Raw genomic sequence first — 21343 nt, forward strand, 5'->3', positions numbered from 1 at the left:
AACCGTTGATCAACTACGGCGCAGATCCCCGGACAGCAGCTTCGCCAGGTGACGGGCGAAGTCGGTAATGCCGGCCTGCAGAGCCTGGTTCAGGCTGTCGGCCACGGTGTCGTTGAAGCGGCGGGTGGCCGGCCGTTCCAGAAACGACTGGTACTGCGCCAGTTTGGCCATGTCCAGGTTCTGGTAAGCGTACAGGAACGACAGCACGATGCCCTGCTCCACCAGCGGCCGGGAGGCCTCAATCTCTTTCAGGATCTGCTGCTGCACCGCCTGGATGTCCACCTCGTGGTTCGGCGTTTCGCCCAGCGTAAGTGCCGAGAACACCGCCGTGCCGGTGTAGGCCTGCAGCCCGATCACCATATCCGAAGCCTGGAACAGGTCGTCCAGCTGCCTGGCAAAGGCGACCCGCTGCTGGTCCCGGTACAGGCTGGGCGCGGTGGCGAACATCTCAGCCTGGGCCTGTTCCGAGGTCACCCGCTTTTCCGCCGCAATGATTTCCCGTCCCAGATCCGACTGGTACCAGGCCAGCAGTGTCTCGATCTCCGATTCGCTCAGCGTCTGGGCCAGGGACTGTTCGACCGCCGCCAGAATGTCGTTAGCGACGATGGTGCGTCGGGCGCTGCTGATCATGGCATCAAATGTGGCTTCCGGCAGCGGATCTCCCAGGCGCTGGGCGTGAACCAGACCGGCACGGACGGAAGCCGGTATCCGCTGAACCTGCTCCGCGAGACCTGAGCGCTCCATCAGGGCGGCCACCGATGCGGTGCTGCCGTAACCGCACGGACTGAAGGCCAGCAGCAGCCAGAAACAGGCGGTGAACCTCAAAGCGGTCATGGCGGAACCTCCCGACGGTTGGGCTTGGAGTGAGTGGCCAGCGCTTCTCCAAGCATAGGCAGGAATATCGACGTTCGCCGTCAATTGGCCGCATCAGCGCGCCTGATCCGTGCCTGACTGAGAATTTTCCGATCTAAGGCTCAACTCCAAATACCAAAAAAATCCTACTTTCGACTGGCAGCGATTACAGCCTGAAACAATACTTAACAGGCGGTTCACAATACCAATCAGCGGGTGGATTATGTCTATTGCAAAGATTTCTCTACTGAGTGGCGCGGTGATACTGATCAGCGGGTGCCAGAGCTGGCATACCCGCAATATCGAAGATCTGCCACCAACCGCCGCGATTCCCGAGACCAGCGAACCTGGCAAGGTTCAGGTTTACTTTTTTGACTCACTCGACGGCGGTGACGTCATTGACATGACCAGCCAGCCCCAGTACCCCGATAACCCGGACGAAGTCGGTGAACTCACCCAGTTGGATCTGCCCAAGGACCGTGGAGGACGCTACGGCGCCCTCGTTCGAGGCTACATCCAGCCACCCGTTTCTGGGGACTATACCTTTTACGTGTCCGGTGACGATGAGACCCAGCTGCACCTGAGCAGCTCCAACTCGCCAAGCGGTGCTGTCGAGATTGCGTCGGTGCCCAGCTACAGCGGTCAGTACGAGTTCGATAAATTCAGCTCACAAACGTCCGGCCCTCAGAGGCTGGATGCCAACAGCAAGTACTACTTTGAAGTTCGCTTCAAGGAAGGCGGCGGCTCTGACCACTTTACCGTTGCCTGGGAGGGGCCTGGCTTTACCCGCCAGATCATCGATGGCTCTTATCTGCACACCTACGCCAAAACCACCACGGTTGACGACTCCCCGGTCTCTGACGAAGGGGCCTACTCGCTCGGCTACCGCGTTGGTTTCCTGGATGGTCGTGAAGGCCTGGCCTTCAGGCAGGAGTTCCCTCCACTGGATCAGGATCAGGACGGACTCTATGACAACTGGGAGGTGGTCAACGGCCTCAACCCCAACGACGCCAGTGACGCAACGTCAGATCCGGACGGTGATTTCCTGGCGGCAGCGGATGAGTTTCTCATCGGCACCTCCGAAGGCAATCCGGACAGCGATAACGATGGCATCCCCGATGGTGCCGAGTTCGCGTTTGAGATGAACCCTCTCGACGCCACCGATGCCGCCCTAGACGCGGATAACGACGGTTACTCCAATCTGGATGAATACCTCGCCGGCACCTCCCCCAATAGCGCGGAGGAAGTCCCGGTGGTTGAGGATGTAATGGTGGCCGGGTTCACTGGGCAGTACTACAACGGTCGCGAGTTCGACCAGTTCTTCGCAACCCGCGAAGACGGCGTTATCGACTTCGACTGGGATAGGGGCTCCCCGATGAACGGCATGCCCTCGGATGAGTTCAGCGTCCGCTGGAGCGGTTCGTTCACACCGCCCCATACCAGTGGTGCGGTTCGCTACAAGTTCATTGTCCGGACCAACGACGGTGCCCGCCTTTACGTTAATGGCGAGCGCGTAGTGGACGACTGGCGAGATGCCCGTGAGCGGGAGAACCACTACTACACCGATCTCAATGCCGGCGAGCCGGTTACCGTGGTCATGGAGAACTACGAAGGTTCGGGGAGCGCCTTTGCCCGGCTGACCATTGAAGATACAACCACCGACCAGCAGGTGGACCTGATGAACACGGTGCAGTCACCCGACCCAATGTCGACAAGTACCCAGGATACGGATTCTGACGGTATTCCCGACAGCTGGGAGCTGCGTTATGGCCTGAGCGCCTATGTCGCCGATGCCAGTCTGGTGAACAACACCAGTGGTATCTCCAATCTGGAGGCTTACCAGTCCGGGCTTGATCCCTACACCCTTGAGGATGTGGAAGGTGGTTCGGTCATCGTTGATCCGGAACCGGTTCCGCCACCCGATGCTAAAACCGTTACCGTCAGCTGGACCGCACCAGGCACCAGAACCGATGGTCAGGGCCTCTCCCTCAGTGAGATCAAGTCCTACAAGATCTACTACGGTCAGTCCGCAGGCAACTTGACCAGTTCGGTGCCTGCTTCCAGCGATCTCACGGAGAAAACCATTGAGGTCTCTGAAACCGGCACTTGGTATTTTGCGGTCTCGGTGGTTGATACCAAAAACAATGAGAGTGATAAATCAGATGTGGTGTCTGCAGACGTAAAATAACCCTGCAGCACCCGCCTGACACTGAAAGCCGCCCACATCAGGGCGGCTTTTTTATTATCTGTTTTTATGAAGACTCTGATTAACACGTTTATCCGGCATTTCTATTATCCCTTTCAAGAATAAGCAGATCGCCATAATTACGTTTCATTGCTTTTCCCTCCCCCTTCGGGTGACTGATATTCGGTTATGTTTACGAATTGTTTTCTGTCTTGTCAGAGAATCTTACATATTCGATGAGCAGGTTTTTAAATGCCCTCCATATTTGTTGGTATTTCCATAATTAAACAGTCTCTGGCACCAAATATGCGTAGGCATCAGTGAATGAATACGTACTGCGGTTATTTATATTATTACCTGTTTTTTATTATAAGCGGGTACGAGCTTGACGCTGTCGGGGAAGTGAAGGCCAGGCTCGGCTCCTTTTGCCACGGTGCTGCTGCGCCGGTGAGGAGATGTTCCGATGAATTACAACAAACACAACGATCTCAACGGCAGGCATTTGCGGATGTCGACCGTATTTCGGATGCTTTGGCTCGGCATGATTCAACCAGGGCCCGGGTTGTTCGCCCGGGCCCGATACGGGGTGGCACTGGCCCTGATGCTTCTGGCGACGCTGCCTGCACTTGCCCTGGCGGTGCCCACCCTGCTGGTCAGCTACCTGCCTGACCGCTCCGCCTCGTTTGCGTTGAACGGCAGCGAAGTGGCGGGCGACCTCTATATTCACGCCAGTCCGGCGTCTGGCGTCAAGCGGGTGCGCTTCTATCTGGATGCCCCGCCCCCGGCGAGTGCCTGGAAAACGGAGAACCTGGCGCCGTACGACTTCAACGGTACGGCGAGCAATGGCAACGGCAACGCCTTCGATTCAACCCAATTGGCGGATGGTCAGCATGCGGTGTACGCCGAGGTCACTTACACTGACGACAGCCTGGAGACGCTGTCTGCGGCGTTTACCGTCAATAACGCCAATCCGTCCCTGACCTTCAGCGACAGCAGTGCCTCTTTCACGACGCTGGAAAGCGACAGCGGTACCCAGACCACGTCGGTCACGGTGGATGCGACCTCGGCCTTTGCGGACACGGTGTTCCTGTCAGACGACGCCAGTTGGCTGACCGTTGACCCCACCTCCGGTACGGTTCCCCTATCGGTCACCCTGACCATGGACCCGGCTGGCCTCGCCCCGGGCAACTACACCGCCACCGTGACAGCCACCGGCAGCGGAGCAAATAGCGGCTCCATGCAGGTTGAGCTGGAGGTGATCCCGGACCAGCCCAGCCAGTTTGAGCTGATGCTCAGTCCGTCTCCGGATCGCAGCAATCCGACTGCACTCAACGGCGCGACGGTCGTGGGCGACATCTATGTGTTTGTGCCGGACCTGGGCAACGTCTCCCAGGTGCGTTTCTACCTGGACAATCCCCAGGCAACCGGCACACCCACCCAGACCGAGAACCTGGCGCCCTACGATCTTGCAGGTGGCTCCAGTACCCAGGCCCAGCCGTTTGATACCACCACACTGGCCGATGGCAGCCATACCCTGACCGCGGAGGTGGTCACCACCGACAACGGCACCCATGTGCTGTCGGATTTCTTCAGCGTCGCCAATGACACCCCAACGCTGTCGTTCAGTCAGGGCAGTCTCGCCGACTCCCGCCACGTGGACAACGCCACGGTGGCGGAGCACACCGTGCAGTTGACCAGTTCCGATGGCAGCAGCCCCACCTTCACCCTGAGCTCGGACGCACCCTGGTTGAGTGCCACCGGCGACTCCGGCACCACCCCGGCCACCATCACCGTGATCGCCGATCCCGCCGGCCTGGCCGCCGGCACCTACAATGGCACGGTGACTGCCGAAGCAACCGGACTGAATCCGGCCTCGCTGGCCTTCACCTTTACCATCACCGAAGGCAACCACGGCATTCTGGTCGCGCCCACCAGCCTCACCTTCACCGGCGCGCCGGATGCCGCCATCGCCAGCCAGACTCTTGACGTCAGCCATTCCCAGAGCAGCAACGAGCCGTTCACCGTGAGCACCAATATGCCGTGGCTCTCGGCCACGCCCACGTCCGGTACCACGCCGGAGCTGGTGGAGGTCAGCGTGGACAGCACCGGCCAGGCCTCAGGCAGCTACAGCGCAATCCTGACCATCACCCCGGCATCGGGCCCTTCGGTTGATGTGCCGGTCACCATGTCGCTGTCCAGCAGCGGCAAGTGCGCCCCGGTTCAGTGTTCAGACGTGCGAGTGGATCTGCCCTACCAGCTCACCTTCACCGAGGGCCAGGGCTACTTTGCCGACAAGAATGGCTGGGGCACCGGCTTTACCTGGCTGGACAAGCCCTCCAACGGCAGCGGCTACATCCCCGGCAACCTGGAGATGAAGTTCCTTGAGGGGGTGCTGGAATTCACCACCACCGAGGGCATTCAGTACCGCACCGAGAACGATCTGGATAATGCGCTCGGGGTGGGGTTTGCCGCTCCCAACCAGATCACCCTGATCACCGCCCAGATGCTGGATGTGCCGGTCGGTACCGGCAACTACGAGCAGGCCGGGCTGTGGTTTGGCAACGACGAGGATCACTACATCAAGCTGGTGGTGATGTCGACGCCCCGGGGACTGATCCTGCACTACCTGATGGAGCTGGGTGGTGTCACCGAGGCCACCAAGAACATTCGGGTTGACGGCCTCACCGACGCCGACATCACCCTGTTTCTGGAGGTGAATCCGTACCAGCGCAACGTCGATCTGGGGTACAAGATCGAGGACGGCAACGCCATCCAGGTGGGCACACTGTCGCCCCCGGATGAGTTCTTCAGCTTCGACGCCGCCGGTATCGATCCGGAAATCGGCACCCGCAGCTTCACCGGCATCTTTGCCACCCATCGCAAGGCGCCACAGCCTGCGGTGTACCGGTTCGACGAGTTCACCCTGCAGGTGGGCGGTACCACGCTGTCGCCCAACTCGGTGGTGGACTTCATCCGCCGCAACTACAACGTCAGCTTCCCCACCTCGATGGTTTGGGGCCCGGACGACCGGCTGTACGTGACCGAGCTGTTTGGCACCATCCACGCGCTCACGTTTGATGCCAACATGAACGTGGTGGACGACGAAGTGATTGATACCCTGGTTAACAGTGTCGGTAACCGCCTTACCCTCGGCATTACCGTCTCGCCCTTCTCCACCGCCTCAAACGTGGAACTCTGGGTGGCCCACTCCAGCCCCTCCGTCAACAACGGTGAGGCCAACTCGGGCATGGTCTCCACTCTGGGCGGTGCTGGGTTTGCCGATGTGAACCATGTCATCACCGGCCTGCCCCGGGCGATTGCCAACCACTCCATCAATTCCATTCACTTCGGCCCGGACGACAACCAGCTGTACATCGCCATGGGCGGCAACACCGGCGCCGGGGCGCCCAACAACTCCAACTCGGAGTTTGGTGATCGCGCCGAGCAACCGCTGAGCGCGGCGATCCTGGTGGCCAACGTGTTCTCGGCGTCGTTCGATGGCAGCTGTGCCAACACCTCCGACATCTACGGGCCACCGCCGTGTGATGTGGTGACCTACGCCACCGGCCTGCGCAACAGCTATGACTTTGTGTTCCACACCAACGGCAACATGTACGCCACCGACAACGGCCTGGGTGTGACCGGTACCTACCCGCCCACCCCGCAGCCCCAGTGCCTCGGGTTTGGCGATACCGCAAGCTACCTGGATGGCGGCCACAACCCCGGTACCCAGCCCGATCTGCTGCTACTGATCGAGCAGGACCACTACTACGGCCACCCCAACCCCTACCGTGACGAGTGCGTGTTCAAAGACGGCTCCTACCAGCAGGTAGCGCCGCTGCCCAACTACGTGCCGCCGCTGTTCAACCTGGGAGATCACAAGTCGTCCAACGCTATTGTCGAGTTCCAGGGTGGCACCGGCTGCGTGGGCGAGTATCTCAACGGCCAGTTGCTGATCACCAACTACTCGGTGGGTGACGATGTGTTCCGCGTCGAGTTGGGACAGGCCGGTACGGTGGCCGTGGACGGCAGCCCCCTGATCACCGGCTTCAACGATCCACTGCCAATGACGGTGGGCCCGGGTGGCACTCTGTTTGTGGGTGAATTCGGCGGCAACAAGCTCACCACCCTGGTGCCCGTGAGCCTGGGTTGCTGGAGCACCGTGGCCAATACGCCAGTGCCACTGCTGGACGCCTCAGGCGCCGCCATTGGCGACCGGGTCTACGCGGTGGGCGGCAAGAACAACACCGGCCATCTCAACAGTCTGTGGATCTACGACACCGGCACTGACAGCTGGAGCCAGGGCGCGGACCTGCCCGGCGTTGGCGTTGAGAACCCGGCGGTGGTTGCCCACAACGGCCAGCTGTACGTCTTTGGCGGCTCCACCGGTCCGTTCTCCGGTGCAGTGACCAACGCCGCGGTGTACAACCCCGGCAGCAACAGCTGGACCTCACTGCCGCCGATGGCGGTGGGCCGCTCCGGCCCCACCGCCCAGGTGATCAATGGCCAGATCTACGTGGTTGGTGGCATGGACGACAACGGCGCGTCCCTGGCCTCGGTGGAGGTCTATGACCCCGGCAGCCAGAGCTGGAGCAGCGTTGCGCCCATGCAGACCCGTCGCGACAATCCGGGCTCTGCGGCCGTGGATGGCAAGCTGTACGTCTTCGGTGGCCGTACCCGCGATGCCGGTGGCGCCAGCGCCGATCCCACGCTGACCTCGGTGGAGATCTTCAACCCCGGTACCGGCAACTGGAGCGCGGGCGCGCCCATGCCCACCGGCCGCCGGGCAATGAGCGTCGGCACCCTGGACAACAAGGTGCAGGTGATCGGTGGCGAGCAGGACCCGAACGCCGCCTCCGGTGTGTTTGAGGAGGCCGAGGAATACGATCCGGCCACCAACAGCTGGCGCAGCCTGACCAAGTCGCCGGCACCCAAGCACGGTGCCGCCACCGCCACCCTGGGGGATCGGCTCTACATTGTTGGCGGTGGCATCTCCTCGGGCACGTCCTTCTCCCAGACCGTAGAGGTGATGCAGTACTGATCAGGCGTGGAGATAAAACGTGATGCACGGAATGCATCACAACAAGCAGGGGCAAGCGAGTGGCGTCCCCGACCCGGCGGGCCGATGGTCCGGATGGCCGGGTCGGGAAAGGCGTTCAGTGCCCCGTCTTGTTGGAGCACCTCGGATCAGTTCGCTGAGCTACTGACAAAACGGCTGCAGTGACCGGAACATGCGGCGCTGCACCTCCGGCGCCATGGGCATCAGATGGCCGTACTCGTCAGCCAGTGTGAGCTGCGCCCGCGGCAGGGCGCCCATCATGTGTTCGGCAAACGGCCAGGGAACAAAGGTGTCGGCCCGACCCTGAAACAGCTGCACCGGTACCTCCACCTCACGCAGGCTGAACGGCCATGGCTGCCACTGCATCTCCAGATCCAGCATGGCGCCTTCCACACCTTGGTGCAGCGCTTCCTGCTGAATGCGGATGAACAGGTCGGCGCGGGCATCGTCCTCCAACTGCTGGCGGTCGCTGGGGGCCATCTCTCTCCTGGCCAGCTTGAGGTAGAAGTTGGGCAACTCCAGATCCGTCCAGCGCACCACAGACAGTACCCGGTTTGCCAGAGTCGGGCGATCTTCAAGCCACACCAGACCACGCAGCTGGAAGTCGTCCAGCAACTCCTTGCCTTCCGGCCAGTCGCCAAAATTGGTGTAGCTGGCGACCACCGCCACTGCCCGCACCCGTTCCGGCAGAGCGTGAGCGGCTGCCAGTACCATTGGCCCACCACTGGACCAGCCCATCAACGCAAAACCAGCCAGCCCCAGCTCGTCAGCCAGCCGCTCGGTGTCGGCGGCAAAGCGGGTGAGATCGTAGGGCTGAACCAGCGAAGAGCCGCCAAGACCGGGCCGGTCCATGGTGATCAGCCGAAAGCCATGGGCCTTGGCTGACAGGTGCAAAAACTCAAGCTCCAGCCGACAGCCGGGATTGCCGTGGGCGTAAATCAGCGGAAAACCACCGGGGTCCCCTGCCTCCATCCAGGTGACGGTGCGCCTTGCGCCCGCAGGTGTCTGCCAGTGCAGGGTCTTCGTTGGTATCGGGTCCATCCGTACTCCTTGTATCGGCGCCAGACGGCCTACCCGACTGGCGAAACGGTCCCCGGCGGGACCAAAACCGACATTGAAGCAGGTGTTGATGACCTCGTGAAGTCCTGTGCAGTTTGAACAGGTTGCTTGTCACACTTGTTGCGGCAGGAAGGCCGGGGTTCTTGACTCTAACGGGCCCATTGCCGAGTATCTCGCTGGAGCGTGCCTCTGTGCCCCTCCTACCGCAATTGGAGCGGATGGAGTCGGGCGTGGAGGTGCGCTCTACCGTTTCAGTCTTCAGCCTGGTCGATCTTGATTCGCTTGCAGTTCATCGACCAAGCAGCGCCAGCCAATCGTCCGGGTTGGCGACAATGAACTGATACGCGCTCCCGTCCTCCAGCGTCAGCTCGATACCATCGGAGGTGACCGGAAGGATTCCACCCCCCTTGCCCCAGCATTTTTTAACCTTTACCACCGCGTTCCGGTCCAGTTCGTATGGACCAAGCCCAAATTCCTTGTTGTAAGGCTCGAAATGGATACTGCTTGTAGTGACTGAGAGCTTGCCGTCGGCTTTTGCCACGCCATTCTGCACTGTTGCGGTGGCAGATTTGATGTAACCGTCATCCATGTCTTTATCTCCTGAAACCGGTTGCCACCCGACTAAGGCGTTTATTCCGGGAGTCGGATGATTCGATTCTGATAAAGGTCAGCTACTGGAAATATCATCGTATAGTCATCCCAGTTTAAGTTGCCATCCACAATGTCGAAGTTCAGGAACGTTTCAATCGACTGGTAAGGCTCATAGTCTGGATGTTTGGAAGAGAATATGAATGGTTCAAAATCAACAACCGAAGAATAACCATCGTTAAACTTTATCTCCAATACATGGCCAATTATATGTCTTGCAGATGTAATCAAAAGCTCTGACATTGACCACCTCTTAATCGCTTAGGAAGCGATACGATTTATACCAAGAAGTCGGAGAAAATCTATACGGCATGACTCGATGTGGCAAGAGTGAACGCGCAGCGACCGCGAAGGCTCAGGAAAACTGCGAGGATGTCGAGGACTGGTATGGAATCCTGACCAAAGACGTTGCCGCCCGTATTCGTGCCTGGGCCAAAGTCTATGGAATCCGTCAGTTTTAACAGGTCGGCGGACCACCCTTAACCGTCTGGCGTGAGTTGCGCCGCTTGGAGCATGCCGATGATGAGGTTGTAGAGAAGGCCCGACAAGCAGTGGATAAAAGCGATTGGGCTGGCTTTATTGAGGCGATGAATGACCCCTGTGCCAAACGGGCGGACCAGCCTATCAAAACCGCCAACTGGACAACTGGGTTGAAAATCGCCGCAACTAGGCTGACAGAGGGGGCTCGCGTACGTGCGGCTCTGCAACGAAAAGGTATTGATTGGTACGGAATCAGAACGGTAGAGCCCCACCACGACGGCACACCTCACTGGCACCTGCTCATGTTCATGGATAAGGAAGCTATTCCAGTAGCAAATCAGGTATTCCGCGAGCACGCACTCCAGGAGGATGGAGAAGAACATGGCGCCGCCGAGAACCGATTTGTGATAGAGGAAATTGACCCGGAAAAAGGTCGAGCCACGGGCTACGTAACGAAATATATCTCCAAATCGATCGACGGCTATGAGGTAGGCGAAGATTCCTACGGCAATGACGCTGTTGAATCGGCTGCCCGAATCAGAGCCTGGGCTAGTATCTGGGGTATTCGCCAGTTCCAGTTCATGGGTGCTCCAAGCGTAACGGTATATCGCGAACTCCGGCGCCTAAGGAATACGGAGCAGCTAAAAGAAGGGCTACTCGCAGATTTGGAACAGGCCGCCGACAACGGAGAATGGAAACGCTACGTAGAGTTGATGGGCGGTGTTTGCCTTCCTCAGAAGGACATGCCTTTACGAGCTCTTATGATCCCGAGGCCCAGCGAGACCAAATATTATGAAGTCGCGCAAAAGCTCCACGGCTTGATTGGTTCTGCTGGGAGAGTTGAGGTGGACCCCAAATTTTGGACAGGTGCCCAAGCTCTGATTCATCATCTCCACAAGGAGGAGAATCATGAGCAAGAAACGCAAGCAATACAGCGCATCATTCAAGTCCAAAGTCGCTCTGGCCGCGCTCAAGGGTGACCAGACCACATCTGAAATCGCTGCCCGGTTCGAGATTCACCCGACCATGGTCAGCAACTGGAAACGCGAGCTGCTGGAGAATGCCCCGGACCTCTTCGAAGGCAAGAAGAAGACCGGCAAACAGTCCAGCGAGCCCAGTTCTGACGAGCTTTATCGCGAGATCGGCCGACTGACAGTGGAACGCGATTTTTTGTCGCGCAAGCTCGATCAGTAAGCCGTCAACGCCGGTTGGCGATGATCGAGCGTGGTCATCCCCAAGTCAGCATTGTGCGCCAGTGTGAGTTGCTCAAGCTGAGCCGCTCATCGGTGTACTACGTCCCTCGTGAGCAATGTCAGGAGGATCTGGATCTGATGTACCTGATTGACCAGCAGTATCTGGAAACGCCGTACTATGGCTCTCGTAAGATGCGAGTCCACCTGGAACGCCAGGGCCACCGGATAAACCGCAAGCGGGTGCAGCGGCTGATGCGCACCATGGGCATCCAGGCGGTGTATCCAAGGCCCAGGACCAGCATTCCGGGTGATGGGCACAAGGTTTATCCGTACCTGCTCAAAGGGCTGAAGATCGACCGCCCCAACCAGGTGTGGGCGACTGACATCAGCTACGTTCCGCTGGCCCGGGGCTTCATGCACCTGGTCGCCGTCATCGACTGGTACAGCCGCAAGGTGCTGTCCTGGCGGGTCTCTAACACCATGGACACAGACTTCTGCATCGATGCTCTGGAGGAGGCCCTACAGCGCCATGGAACGCCGGAGATCTTCAACACCGATCAGGGTGCCCAGTTCACCAGTGAAGCCTTCACAGGCGTTCTCAAAGATCATGACATCCGGATCAGCATGGACGGCAAGGGCTGCTACCATGACAACATCTTCGTGGAACGGCTCTGGCGCAGCGTCAAACACGAGTGCGTCTACCTCACAGCCTTCGAGGATGGACACCACTTGAAACAGGCGCTCCACCGGTACTTTCGGCATTACAATCAGACCCGGTACCACCAAACCCTTGAATACCAAACGCCCGATGAGGCGTACTACGGGCAACCCATCTCTCTGGCAGCCTGAGCCAGGGAAACAACCGAATCATAGCTTAGGGACACCATCAGGTTGTCCAACTGATTGGGTCCACCTCAAGTAGTTACCAGAATCTATGAGTGGACAATCAGTCGCAACACTCAGTCTGAGGACCGCGACCAGGCTATCGAGCTTGGGGGAGTTGCAGTAAGAGGCGCGAACGCGCCTCCTTGGAGTTCTGTCAATAACTGTACGCTGCACAAGCAACCTGCGTGAACCAGTCTTCGATCACTATGGTCGCAAAGCGAACATTGAGACCTCTTCAATTTCCGCCATCTAAATCGGTATCGGTAGCCTGTTGGACGACTTTAGTTCGCGCAGGGAGACGTTGGATCGGATGCTCGTAACACCTGGCAATCGCCGCAATACACGTTCGACGAAGCGACTGTAATCATCCAGATCTTTAGCAACGACTTGGAGAAGAAAATCAGCCTCGCCAGTCGTGTTGTGGCAAGAAAGAACGTTCGGGCTGCATTGAATAATCCGTTGAAATTCCTCTGTTGTTTCCTCGCTATGCTCATTACACCCTAGCTGGACGAACGCCAAGACACCCAGACCTAGCGCTCGCCGATCCAGGACTGCCTGATACCCGGCGATTACTCCGCTCTCCTCAAGTCGCTTTAATCGACGCCAGCATGGCGTTTCGCTTATCGAAAGTCGCCCCGCTACCTTGGCATTGGATAGCCTTCCATTCTCTTGGAGCATATCGAGAATATCGGCATCCACTCTATCAATTTTGAACATTTAGAAAGATCCATTTATTAAGAAACTATCTATTGAAAGACTATTTCATTTTGTCTCAATTTTGTAGTGTGAATAGCAAGGTATTTTCAGGCTGTCGGAATTAACATAGAGAATCCGAAGCATTCACTGAAAAGAGGAAAGCACCCCATGAAGGCCGTTCTGATTGAGAAGTTTCAGGAGCTACCCAAGCTCGTTGAGGTGAACGATCCAACCCCCGAAACACATGGCGTGGTCATTAAAGTAGAGGCCACCGGTGTATGCCGATCTGATTGGCACGGCTGGATGGGGCACGACAAAGACATCGATCTACCCCATGTGCCCGGACACGAACTGGCTGGAGTGATCACTGCGGTTGGCAAGAACGTCTCCAACTGGAAAACTGGCGATCGTGTGACCGTCCCTTTTATTTCCGGTTGCGGTTCATGCTCGGAATGCCATGCTGGTCATCAGCAGGTTTGCCACAATCAGGAACAGCCAGGTTTTACTCATTGGGGTTCCTTTGCCGAGTACGTCGGTATCCACCAAGCTGATTTAAATCTTGTGGCCTTACCCGAAAATATGGACTTTGCGACAGCAGCCAGTCTTGGGTGTCGGTTTGCCACCTCGTTCCGGGCCGTTGTCGATCAAGGTAAGGTAAGTGCCGGACAATGGGTTGCGGTCCATGGCTGTGGCGGAGTCGGTCTATCTGCGATCATGATCGCAAATGCTGTTGGCGCAAATGTGATCGCAATCGATATAGATGACAAAAAGCTCGCATTGGCAAAGAACTTGGGAGCAGTTGCAACCCTGAACGGGGCAGCTGTGGCAGACGTGCCTGAGGCTGTCATTGAATTGACCAAAGGCGGGGCTCATGTGTCTTTGGATGCCCTCGGCCATCCCATGACCTGCTTCAACTCAATTCAAAATCTTCGACCACGCGGGAAGCACATCCAGGTTGGCCTGATGCTGGGAGATCACACCACACCGCAAGTCCCGATGGCCAAGGTGATTGGTAAGGAACTGGAAGTTCTTGGTTCCCATGGCATGCAAGCATATCGTTATGGTGCGATGCTGGACATGATCAGCTCCGGCAAGCTCGATCCGTCCCGCCTTGTCGGCAATAGGATTTCTTTGGAAGAAGCTCCAGAGGCCCTCATTAACATGGACAAGTTTCAGTCTCTCGGCGCAACTGTAATCACGAGTTTCTAACTGCAAGGATCCAATGTGTCGTGAGTAGTTAAACATGATCAATGCACTCAGAAAGCAGCGGAAATAGAGATCTTCGAACGCTGAGACTATGAGAAGGGTTCATCGAGTGTGGTGCGAATGTTCGCTTTTGTTTATAAGGGAAAGTACACGCTAATTTTGGGCGGCCAGAAGGTGGCGCTTTGTCTACATAGCGTCTACACAGGAAATGTCGGGTGAATCAGCCAAAAAACGAAACACTTTAACTGATTGATTTTTTTGGTGCCCGGAGCCGGAATCGAACCGGCACGGCCTTGCGGCCGAGAGATTTTAAGTCTCTTGTGTCTACCAATTTCACCATCCGGGCGTACTTCGAGGAAGGTGTGGGAGGCGTCGTTGCTCCCAGGGGGCCGAATTGTATAAGGCCTTGCTGGGGAACGCAATTCGTCGCCGCGTTTTCACGGTTTGGGCAGGCTGGCGCGGCCCTGGTAGATGTAGCTGGCGATTTTCGGCGATTTGGGGATGTAGAGGTTGTTCAGCTCATCCACCTGGAAGCCGGCCTGCTCCAGCAGCCGGCTGATGGGACGGTCGAGGTTGCAGCCGCCGGCGAATCGTCGCCAGACCGGGTTGATGCGGTGTTGCCAGATTTCCACGCGGCGGTCCGGCGCCAGTCCGTGTTCCAGAAACAGCAGGGTGCCATCGGGTTTCAGAACCCGGCGCATTTGCGCCAGGGCGGCACCGGTGTCGGGGATGGTGCACAAGGTGAAAGTGAGCAGCACGGTGTCTACCGAATTGTCCGGCAATGGGATCTGTTCGCCGGGCAGATCGAGCCATTCCACGGCGACCGGCGAGCGGCTCAGGTTGTGTGCGGCCTTTTGCCGCATCCCCGCTGAGGGTTCCAGGCCGTACAATTTCGTCACCCTTTGCGGACGATAGAATTCCAGGTTAATGCCCGAGCCCATGCCGACTTCCAGCACGGTTCCCCTGGCATGGGGGACAACCTGGCTACGCAGTTTCATCATCTGCCCCAGGGAGCAGGCCTTGTCGATCAGGTGAGGCAGTATGTTCTGTTCGTAGAACCCCATGGCACCATGTTCCGTAAGTTGGAATAGGCACATGTTGGGGCTAGCCGGAATCCGGCGCAAGGGTCAAGTTGGGCCGGTTGATGTTGATCATTTGCGAGATGCCATGATTAATATCAAGATACCCCTGCTTTCCAAACGGGCATTCCCTTGCCTTGCCATTCTTTCGGTTCTGTCCAGCGGAGGTTGCTGTGGAACTCGATCCTGTCTTTCTCTCGCGAATCCAATTCGCGTTTGTGGTTTCCTTTCATGCCATTTTTCCGGTGTTTACCATCGGTCTGGCATCGTTCATCGCGGTCCTGGAAGGGCTGGCGTTCAAGACCCGCAATCCGGTATGGATGAAGCTGTCCACGTTCTGGACCAAAGTGTTTGCGGTGGTGTTTGGTATGGGCGTGGTGTCGGGCATTGTGATGTCCTTCCAGTTCGGCACCAACTGGAGCAACTTTGCCCAGGCATCCGCCAACTTCCTTGGCCCCATGCTCAGCTATGAGGTGTTGACGGCGTTCTTCCTGGAGGCGGCGTTCCTCGGGGTGCTGCTGTTCGGCCGGGACAAGGTGCCACCCGGCGCCCACCTGGCTTCGGCCATTCTGGTGGCCACCGGTACCTTTATCTCCGCCTTCTGGATCCTCGCAGCCAACAGCTGGATGCAGACCCCGGCCGGGGTGGAGCTGAGGGATGGCATGTTCCATGTGGTGTCCTGGAGCGAGGCCATCTTCAGCCCGTCGTTCCCCTTCCGCTTCATGCACATGGCGCTGGCGTCGTTCCTGACCGGCAGCTTTGTGGTGGCGGGCGTCAGTGCCTGGTATCTGCTGCGGGGGCGCGAGGTGGAAGCCAACCGCAAGGCTCTGTCGATGTGTCTGTGGCTGATCCTGTTCATTGCGCCGGCGCAGGCGGTGGTTGGCGACTTCCACGGTCTCAGCACTCTGGAGCACCAGCCCATGAAGGTGGCGGCGATGGAAGGCCACTGGGAAACCTCCGGTGATGTGCCGCTGTTGCTGTTTGCGATTCCGGACCAGGAGAACCAGACCAACCATTTCGAGATTGGCATCCCCAACCTGGCAAGCCTGATCCTCACCCACGACTGGCACGGCGAGATCAAGGGTCTGGAAGAGGTGGCTCCGGAAGAGCAACCGCCGGTGGCGGTGGTGTTCTGGGCGTTCCGCATCATGGTGGGTATTGGCATGCTGATGGTGCTGTTTGCGCTGGCGGGTCTGTTCCTGAGGGCCGGTGGCCGTTACTGGCGTACCCGCTGGTTCCTGCAGGGGCTTCGGGGCATGAGTATTGCGCCGTTCCTGGCGGTGCTGACCGGCTGGTTTGTGACCGAGACCGGTCGCGCGCCCTGGCTGGTGTATGGCCTGATGACCCAGGCAGAGGCTGTCACCCCGTCACTGACCGGTGGCATGGCCCTGTTCACGCTGATTGGCTACGTGGTGGTGTACGCCATGGTGTTTACCGCAGGCGTCTACTACCTGATGCGGGTGCTGTTTGTGGGGCTTGAAGACCCTCATGCCGAAGATGCGGTGGAAAGCGACCGCCCTGCCCGTCCGCTGTCTGCCGCCCATGTGCCGTTTGAGATCGACGACGATGCTCACGGCAATCCCGTCAACCAGGGAGGTCACTGATCATGCAAGAACCATTTGACCTGGCCCTGATCTGGGCCTTCATTATCGGCTTCGGCATCATCATGTATGTGCTGATGGATGGGTTTGATCTGGGTGTGGGGATTCTTTTCCCCTTCGCTCCGGACGAGGAATCCCGCGACATCATGATGAACTCGGTGGCACCGGTGTGGGACGGCAACGAAACCTGGCTGGTGCTTGGCGGTGCCGGCCTGCTGGCCGCGTTCCCGCTGGTCTACAGCATCTTCCTGCCGGCGCTGTACATCGGCGTGTTCCTGCTGGTGGCCGGGCTGATCTTCCGAGGCGTGGCGTTCGAGTTCCGCTTCAAGGCGCGGACCTCCCGTTACCTGTGGAACTGGGCGTTCGCCGGTGGTTCCACCGTTGCCACCTTTGCCCAGGGCGCCGTGGTGGGTGCCTACATCCAGGGCTTTAACACCGCCGATGGTGTGTTCGTGGGCGGCCCCTTCGACTGGCTGACACCGTTCACCCTGCTCACCGGGGTGGGCATGCTGGCAGGCTACACCCTGCTCGGCTCCACCTGGCTGATCCTCAAAACCGAAGGTGAACTGCAGGCCTGGGCCTATCGCCTGACAACCCCGCTGCTGTTGGCTGTGCTGGTGATCTTCGGGGTGATCAGCGTGTGGACGCCGTTCGTGGACGATCTGGTGCGTGAGCGCTGGTTCTCCAACCTGAGTGTGATCTGGATTCTGCCGGCGTTTACCCTGTTCTTCGCCTACCAGATCTTCCGTTCGGTGCGGAACCGGGCCGAGGGCATGCCCTTCGTGGCCACCATTGGCCTGTTTGTCACCACCTACCTGGGGCTGCTGGTCAGTCGCTGGCCTTATGTGGTGCCGCCGGAGTACACCCTGTGGGACGCTGCTTCGGCGTACAACTCCCAGCTGTTCCTGCTGTTGGGCCTGCTGTTCGTGATTCCGATCGTGCTGGCCTACACCGCCTGGACCTACTGGGTGTTCCGCGGCAAGGTGCGGGCCGACGCCGGTTATCACTGAGCGGCCTGGCCCTAATGGAAGCCGTTGAATCCCGGCCAGATGCCGGTGCCTCCGCGGAGGCGCCGCTGGCCGGCCTCACCCCTCGCCGCTGGCTGGCCGGCCTGGCCGTCGTTGGTCAACGCCAGATTCGGCTGACGATTCTGGCGGGCACCCTGGCTGGTCTGGCAACCATCGCACAGATGGGCCTGCTGGCCTGGCTGGTGCATCAGACGGTGATCGTCGAAGCGCCGCTGTCACAGCTGATGGCGGTGATAGCGGCGCTGGTGCTGATGATTGTCCTGCGGGGTGCCCTGCTGGGTCTGCAGGGCCGCTTTGCGGCCGACAGCAGCCGCGCCATTCGGGGCGCCGTTCGCCGTCAGTTGCTGGCGGCCTGGCAGCAGGCCGGCCCCGGTCGGCTGCAGGGCGAGTCCGCCGCGACCCTGGCCAGCGAGTGGCTGGACCAGGTGGAGGCGCTCCATGGCTACTTCGCCCGTTTCCTGCCCCAGATGATGCTGTGTGTGCTGGTACCGCTGGCCATTCTCGCGGTGGCGGCCTGGCTCGACTGGCTGGCCGCCCTGCTGCTGCTGTTCTCGGCGCCGCTGATTCCGTTGTTCATGGCCCTGGTGGGGATGGGCGCGGAGAAGGTCAACCAGCAGCACTTCCAGGTGATTGGCCGGCTTTCCGGCCAGTTTCTGGACAAGGTGCGGGCGCTGACCACGCTGCAACTGTTTGGGGGTGTTGAACGGGCTACCGACACCCTGGCGGCACGTTCTGAGGAATACCGCGACGTCACCATGAAAACCCTGCGGGTCGCGTTTCTGTCGTCCGCGGTGCTTGAGTTTTTCTCGTCGGTGGCCATCGCGGTGGTGGCCATCTATATCGGTTTTGGTCTGCTGGGCTACATCAGCTTCGGCCCGTCGGACAGCCTCACCCTGTTCAGTGGATTGTGGATTCTGCTGCTGGCGCCGGAGTTCTTTCAGCCTCTGCGGCAGCTGGCCCAGCACTATCACGACCGGGCGGCAGCCCTGGGGGCGTCCGCACAACTGATGGATCGCCTGCAGTCAGCGCCAACGGCCAACCCGGCTCACGCCCCCGTCACCGGGCCTCCGGACCGGATTGATCTGCACTCGGTGACCCTCCGCTATGAAGACCGGGGCCCGGTGCTGAACCGGCTGTCGCTGTCTTTGCCCCGTGGTGTTTGTGTGGCTCTGGTCGGGCCGTCCGGTGGCGGCAAGTCCTCGCTGTTGCACGTTCTGGCCGGTTTCCTGCCACCGGACGGCGGTATGGTCTCGGTGTTTGGGGAAGCGCCCGGCCACCGTCCGTTCGGTTGGCTGGGGCAATCGCCGTTCCTGTTGCAGGGGTCCTGGGCGGACAACCTGAGACTGGTGGCACCGGCGGCCACCGAGGCCGACATGCAACAGGCCCTGGCCCGGGTGGGCCTGGGAGATTTACCGGGCCAGCGGGCAGCGGGTCTGGACAGCCCTGTCAGCGAACAGGGCAGCGGCCTTTCTGGCGGCCAGGCCCGGCGTTTGAGCCTGGCGCGGATCTTCCTGGCGGATTACCCGCTGGTGCTGCTGGATGAGCCCACCGCCGGTCTGGATGCCGACAGCCAGACGGTGATCATCGAGGCACTGGCGGCGCTGAAGGCGGAAGGCCGGACGCTGGTGCTGGCGACCCACCACGACAGCCTGCTGGCCCTGGCGGACCGCTGTCTGCACGTCGAGGGAGGTGACGTCCGTGATGTCTGAACTGCTTCCCTGGCTCAGAGTGATCCAGCGCCGCCGTTCGCGACTGCTCGTCGGTGCCGGCTTGATTCTGCTGACGCTGCTCTCTGGCCTGGGTCTGCTGGCGCTGTCGGGCTGGTTCATCACCGCCACTGCGGTGACCGGGTTGCTGCTTGCCGCCGGCATCCAGGCCAGTCTCGACATTTACACCCCCGGCGGCGGTATCCGCGGTTTTGCGGTGACGCGGACGGTGGCGCGCTATCTGGAGCGACTCTACAACCATGACACCGTCCTGCGACTGTTGGCGGATGTCCGGATTCAGCTGTTCCGGGGTCTGGCGCGACAGTCCTACCGCCATCTGCGATCGCTGCGTGGCGCTGACTGGCTGAATCGACTGACCACGGATCTGGATGCGATGGACAGTCTCTATCTGCGCCTTATCGCCCCCACCGCGCTGGCGCTGTTGGTCAGCGTGGGTCTGGTGCTGGTGGCCTGGTGGCTGGTGTCACCGGTGCTGGCATTGGCGCTGGCGGTGCTGTTGGCCGCCGGTTTCCTTGTTGCCACGGTGCTGCTGCACCTGCGTACCGGTGACCATGCCGCTGCCATGATGGCGCAGCAGGCAGATCTGCGGGCAGCCACCATCGAACACCTGGAGGGTCAGGCGGAGCTGCGGGCCGCCGGTTTGCTGCCTCAGCAACAGCAGGCGCTGTCAGCCCGGGGGGACGACTACATGGCCGGTCAGGTGGTGGTGGATACTCGCACCGCCTGGCATCAGGCTCTGACCGGGGCGCTGGTGAACCTCGCGGCACTGACCGCGCTGGTGCTGGGGCTTCAGCAGATGGCGGCGGGTGCGATTACCGGGCCGGTGGCGGTGATTCTGCCTCTGGCACTGCTGGGATTGGTGGAGGTCTATGGCCAACTGCCGGAAGCGTTCGGACGCCTGGGCGCCACCGTAACATCCGCGGCGCGGCTGAATCGCGACAGTGGCACCCTTGTTCCCAGCCCCAGCCCCAGCCCCAGCCCCAGCCCAGACCCAGACCGAGAGCGGGCTGACGCTGGCAAAGACCAGGCCCGAACCGGAATCTGCCTACGCAATGCCGATATCAGTCCTGCGGGGCTGGAGCCGGTCCTGAAGGGGCTGACTCTGACGCTTGAGGTGGGGGACTGGCTGGGGGTTGTGGGTCGCTCCGGTAGCGGCAAGTCGTCGTTGGCGGATGCCCTGGCCGGATGTGCGCCGCTGGCAGCGGGCCAACGAGAAGGCGTGCCGGCGGCCCGGGTCGCCTATCTGACCCAGCAGACCACCCTGCTGGACGATACGCTGAGGGCCAATCTGGTGCCGGATGGCCGTCCGGTATCGGATGAAACCCTGTGGCGGACGCTGGAACTGGTGGGGCTTGGCGAGCGGATTGCAGCCAGTCGCGGGCGCCTGGATACCTGGCTGGGGGCTTACGGCAGCAAGCTGTCTGGCGGTGAGGCCCGGCGGGTGGCGCTGGCGCGGGTGCTGCTGCATCCGGCGGATCTGGTGATTCTGGATGAGCCCTTTACCGGCCTGGACCGGGCCACCCGGGAGCGGATCTGCCAGCAGCTACCCGCCTGGCTGGAAGGTCGAACCGTGGTGGTGCTGGCCCATGACGAGGACGCGCTGGTCCCGGTGCGGCAAGTGCTTCACCTGGACCAGCGCTGACCC

General features: G+C 60.0%; 15 protein-coding genes and 1 tRNA gene. 9 read left to right on the forward strand and 7 right to left on the reverse strand.

Features of this window, described 5'->3' with window-relative positions; genetic code table 11:
- Nucleotides 1–9: 9 nt before the first annotated feature.
- Nucleotides 10–834 carry a DUF2059 domain-containing protein gene (locus tag J2887_RS10295; protein WP_227175913.1) on the reverse strand — a complete coding sequence of 275 codons (825 nt, stop codon included), beginning with the start codon at nt 832–834 and terminating at the stop codon, nt 10–12.
- A 241-nt stretch (nt 835–1075) separates the two neighbouring features.
- Between J2887_RS10295 and J2887_RS10300 the strand changes: the two genes are divergently transcribed.
- Together J2887_RS10300 and J2887_RS10305 are read left to right on the forward strand one after the other, a co-directional pair.
- A complete protein-coding gene (locus J2887_RS10300; RefSeq protein WP_227175914.1) occupies nt 1076–3040 on the forward strand; it encodes a PA14 domain-containing protein in 1965 nt (654 codons plus the stop codon).
- A 460-nt stretch (nt 3041–3500) separates the two neighbouring features.
- The gene (locus tag J2887_RS10305) at nt 3501–8078 is read left to right on the forward strand and encodes a kelch repeat-containing protein (RefSeq protein ID WP_227175915.1); all 4578 of its coding nucleotides are present in this window, start codon (nt 3501–3503) and stop codon (nt 8076–8078) included.
- Between the two features lie 159 nt (nt 8079–8237).
- On the opposite strand, the gene J2887_RS10310 is transcribed toward J2887_RS10305, so the two are convergent.
- The 3 genes from J2887_RS10310 to J2887_RS21840 form a co-directional block, all read right to left on the reverse strand.
- Complete coding sequence (locus tag J2887_RS10310; protein WP_227175916.1) at nt 8238–9137, reverse strand: alpha/beta fold hydrolase; 900 nt, start codon at nt 9135–9137, stop codon at nt 8238–8240.
- Between the two features lie 307 nt (nt 9138–9444).
- A complete protein-coding gene (locus J2887_RS10315) occupies nt 9445–9744 on the reverse strand; it encodes a hypothetical protein (protein WP_227175917.1) in 300 nt (99 codons plus the stop codon).
- Nucleotides 9745–9785: 41 nt separating this feature from the next.
- On the reverse strand, nt 9786–10046 hold the full coding sequence (locus J2887_RS21840; RefSeq protein ID WP_227175918.1) for a DUF2442 domain-containing protein: 261 nt from the start codon (nt 10044–10046) through the stop codon (nt 9786–9788).
- 263 nt (nt 10047–10309) lie between these two features.
- Between J2887_RS21840 and J2887_RS10325 the strand changes: the two genes are divergently transcribed.
- Together J2887_RS10325 and J2887_RS10330 are read left to right on the forward strand one after the other, a co-directional pair.
- The gene (locus tag J2887_RS10325; RefSeq protein ID WP_227175919.1) at nt 10310–11263 is read left to right on the forward strand and encodes a replication endonuclease; all 954 of its coding nucleotides are present in this window, start codon (nt 10310–10312) and stop codon (nt 11261–11263) included.
- Nucleotides 11193–12325, forward strand: a protein-coding gene (locus J2887_RS10330) for an IS3 family transposase (RefSeq protein ID WP_227175920.1) whose coding sequence is annotated in 2 segments (ribosomal slippage) — nt 11193–11463 and nt 11463–12325 — 1134 coding nt in all. Because the reading frame shifts where the segments join, the coding sequence is not laid out codon by codon here. Before J2887_RS10325 ends, J2887_RS10330 begins: the two co-directional genes overlap by 71 nt.
- Nucleotides 12326–12610: 285 nt before the next feature.
- On the opposite strand, the gene J2887_RS10335 is transcribed toward J2887_RS10330, so the two are convergent.
- Nucleotides 12611–13078, reverse strand: coding sequence for an Lrp/AsnC family transcriptional regulator (locus tag J2887_RS10335; protein ID WP_069185031.1), 468 nt, complete (start codon nt 13076–13078; stop codon nt 12611–12613).
- 147 nt (nt 13079–13225) lie between these two features.
- Here J2887_RS10335 and J2887_RS10340 point away from each other — a divergent pair, with 147 nt between their 5' ends.
- The gene (locus tag J2887_RS10340; protein ID WP_227175921.1) at nt 13226–14266 is read left to right on the forward strand and encodes a zinc-dependent alcohol dehydrogenase family protein; all 1041 of its coding nucleotides are present in this window, start codon (nt 13226–13228) and stop codon (nt 14264–14266) included.
- Between the two features lie 256 nt (nt 14267–14522).
- On the opposite strand, the gene J2887_RS10345 is transcribed toward J2887_RS10340, so the two are convergent.
- Together J2887_RS10345 and J2887_RS10350 are read right to left on the reverse strand one after the other, a co-directional pair.
- Nucleotides 14523–14609, reverse strand: a tRNA-Leu gene (locus J2887_RS10345).
- 91 nt (nt 14610–14700) lie between these two features.
- Entirely contained in the window at nt 14701–15327 is a 627-nt protein-coding gene (locus tag J2887_RS10350) for a class I SAM-dependent methyltransferase (RefSeq protein WP_227175922.1), read from the reverse strand.
- A gap of 188 nt (nt 15328–15515) precedes the next feature.
- Here J2887_RS10350 and J2887_RS10355 point away from each other — a divergent pair, with 188 nt between their 5' ends.
- Genes J2887_RS10355 through cydC form a run of 4 tightly spaced genes read left to right on the forward strand, consistent with a single transcriptional unit; the run spans nt 15516 to nt 21340 of the window.
- Nucleotides 15516–16946, forward strand: coding sequence for a cytochrome ubiquinol oxidase subunit I (locus J2887_RS10355; RefSeq protein ID WP_227175923.1), 1431 nt, complete (start codon nt 15516–15518; stop codon nt 16944–16946).
- A 2-nt stretch (nt 16947–16948) separates the two neighbouring features.
- A complete protein-coding gene (gene cydB / locus J2887_RS10360) occupies nt 16949–17953 on the forward strand; it encodes a cytochrome d ubiquinol oxidase subunit II (RefSeq protein WP_227175924.1) in 1005 nt (334 codons plus the stop codon).
- Nucleotides 17954–17967: 14 nt separating this feature from the next.
- On the forward strand, nt 17968–19680 hold the full coding sequence (gene cydD / locus J2887_RS10365; RefSeq protein WP_227175925.1) for a thiol reductant ABC exporter subunit CydD: 1713 nt from the start codon (nt 17968–17970) through the stop codon (nt 19678–19680).
- Nucleotides 19673–21340 (forward strand): thiol reductant ABC exporter subunit CydC, encoded by a 1668-nt coding sequence (gene cydC / locus J2887_RS10370; protein ID WP_227175926.1) that lies wholly within the window; start codon nt 19673–19675, stop codon nt 21338–21340. The genes cydD and cydC overlap by 8 nt, the downstream gene beginning before the upstream one ends.
- Nucleotides 21341–21343: the final 3 nt, after the last annotated feature.

The organism is Marinobacter sp. CA1, from assembly GCF_020546665.1.
Lineage (GTDB): Bacteria > Pseudomonadota > Gammaproteobacteria > Pseudomonadales > Oleiphilaceae > Marinobacter > Marinobacter xestospongiae.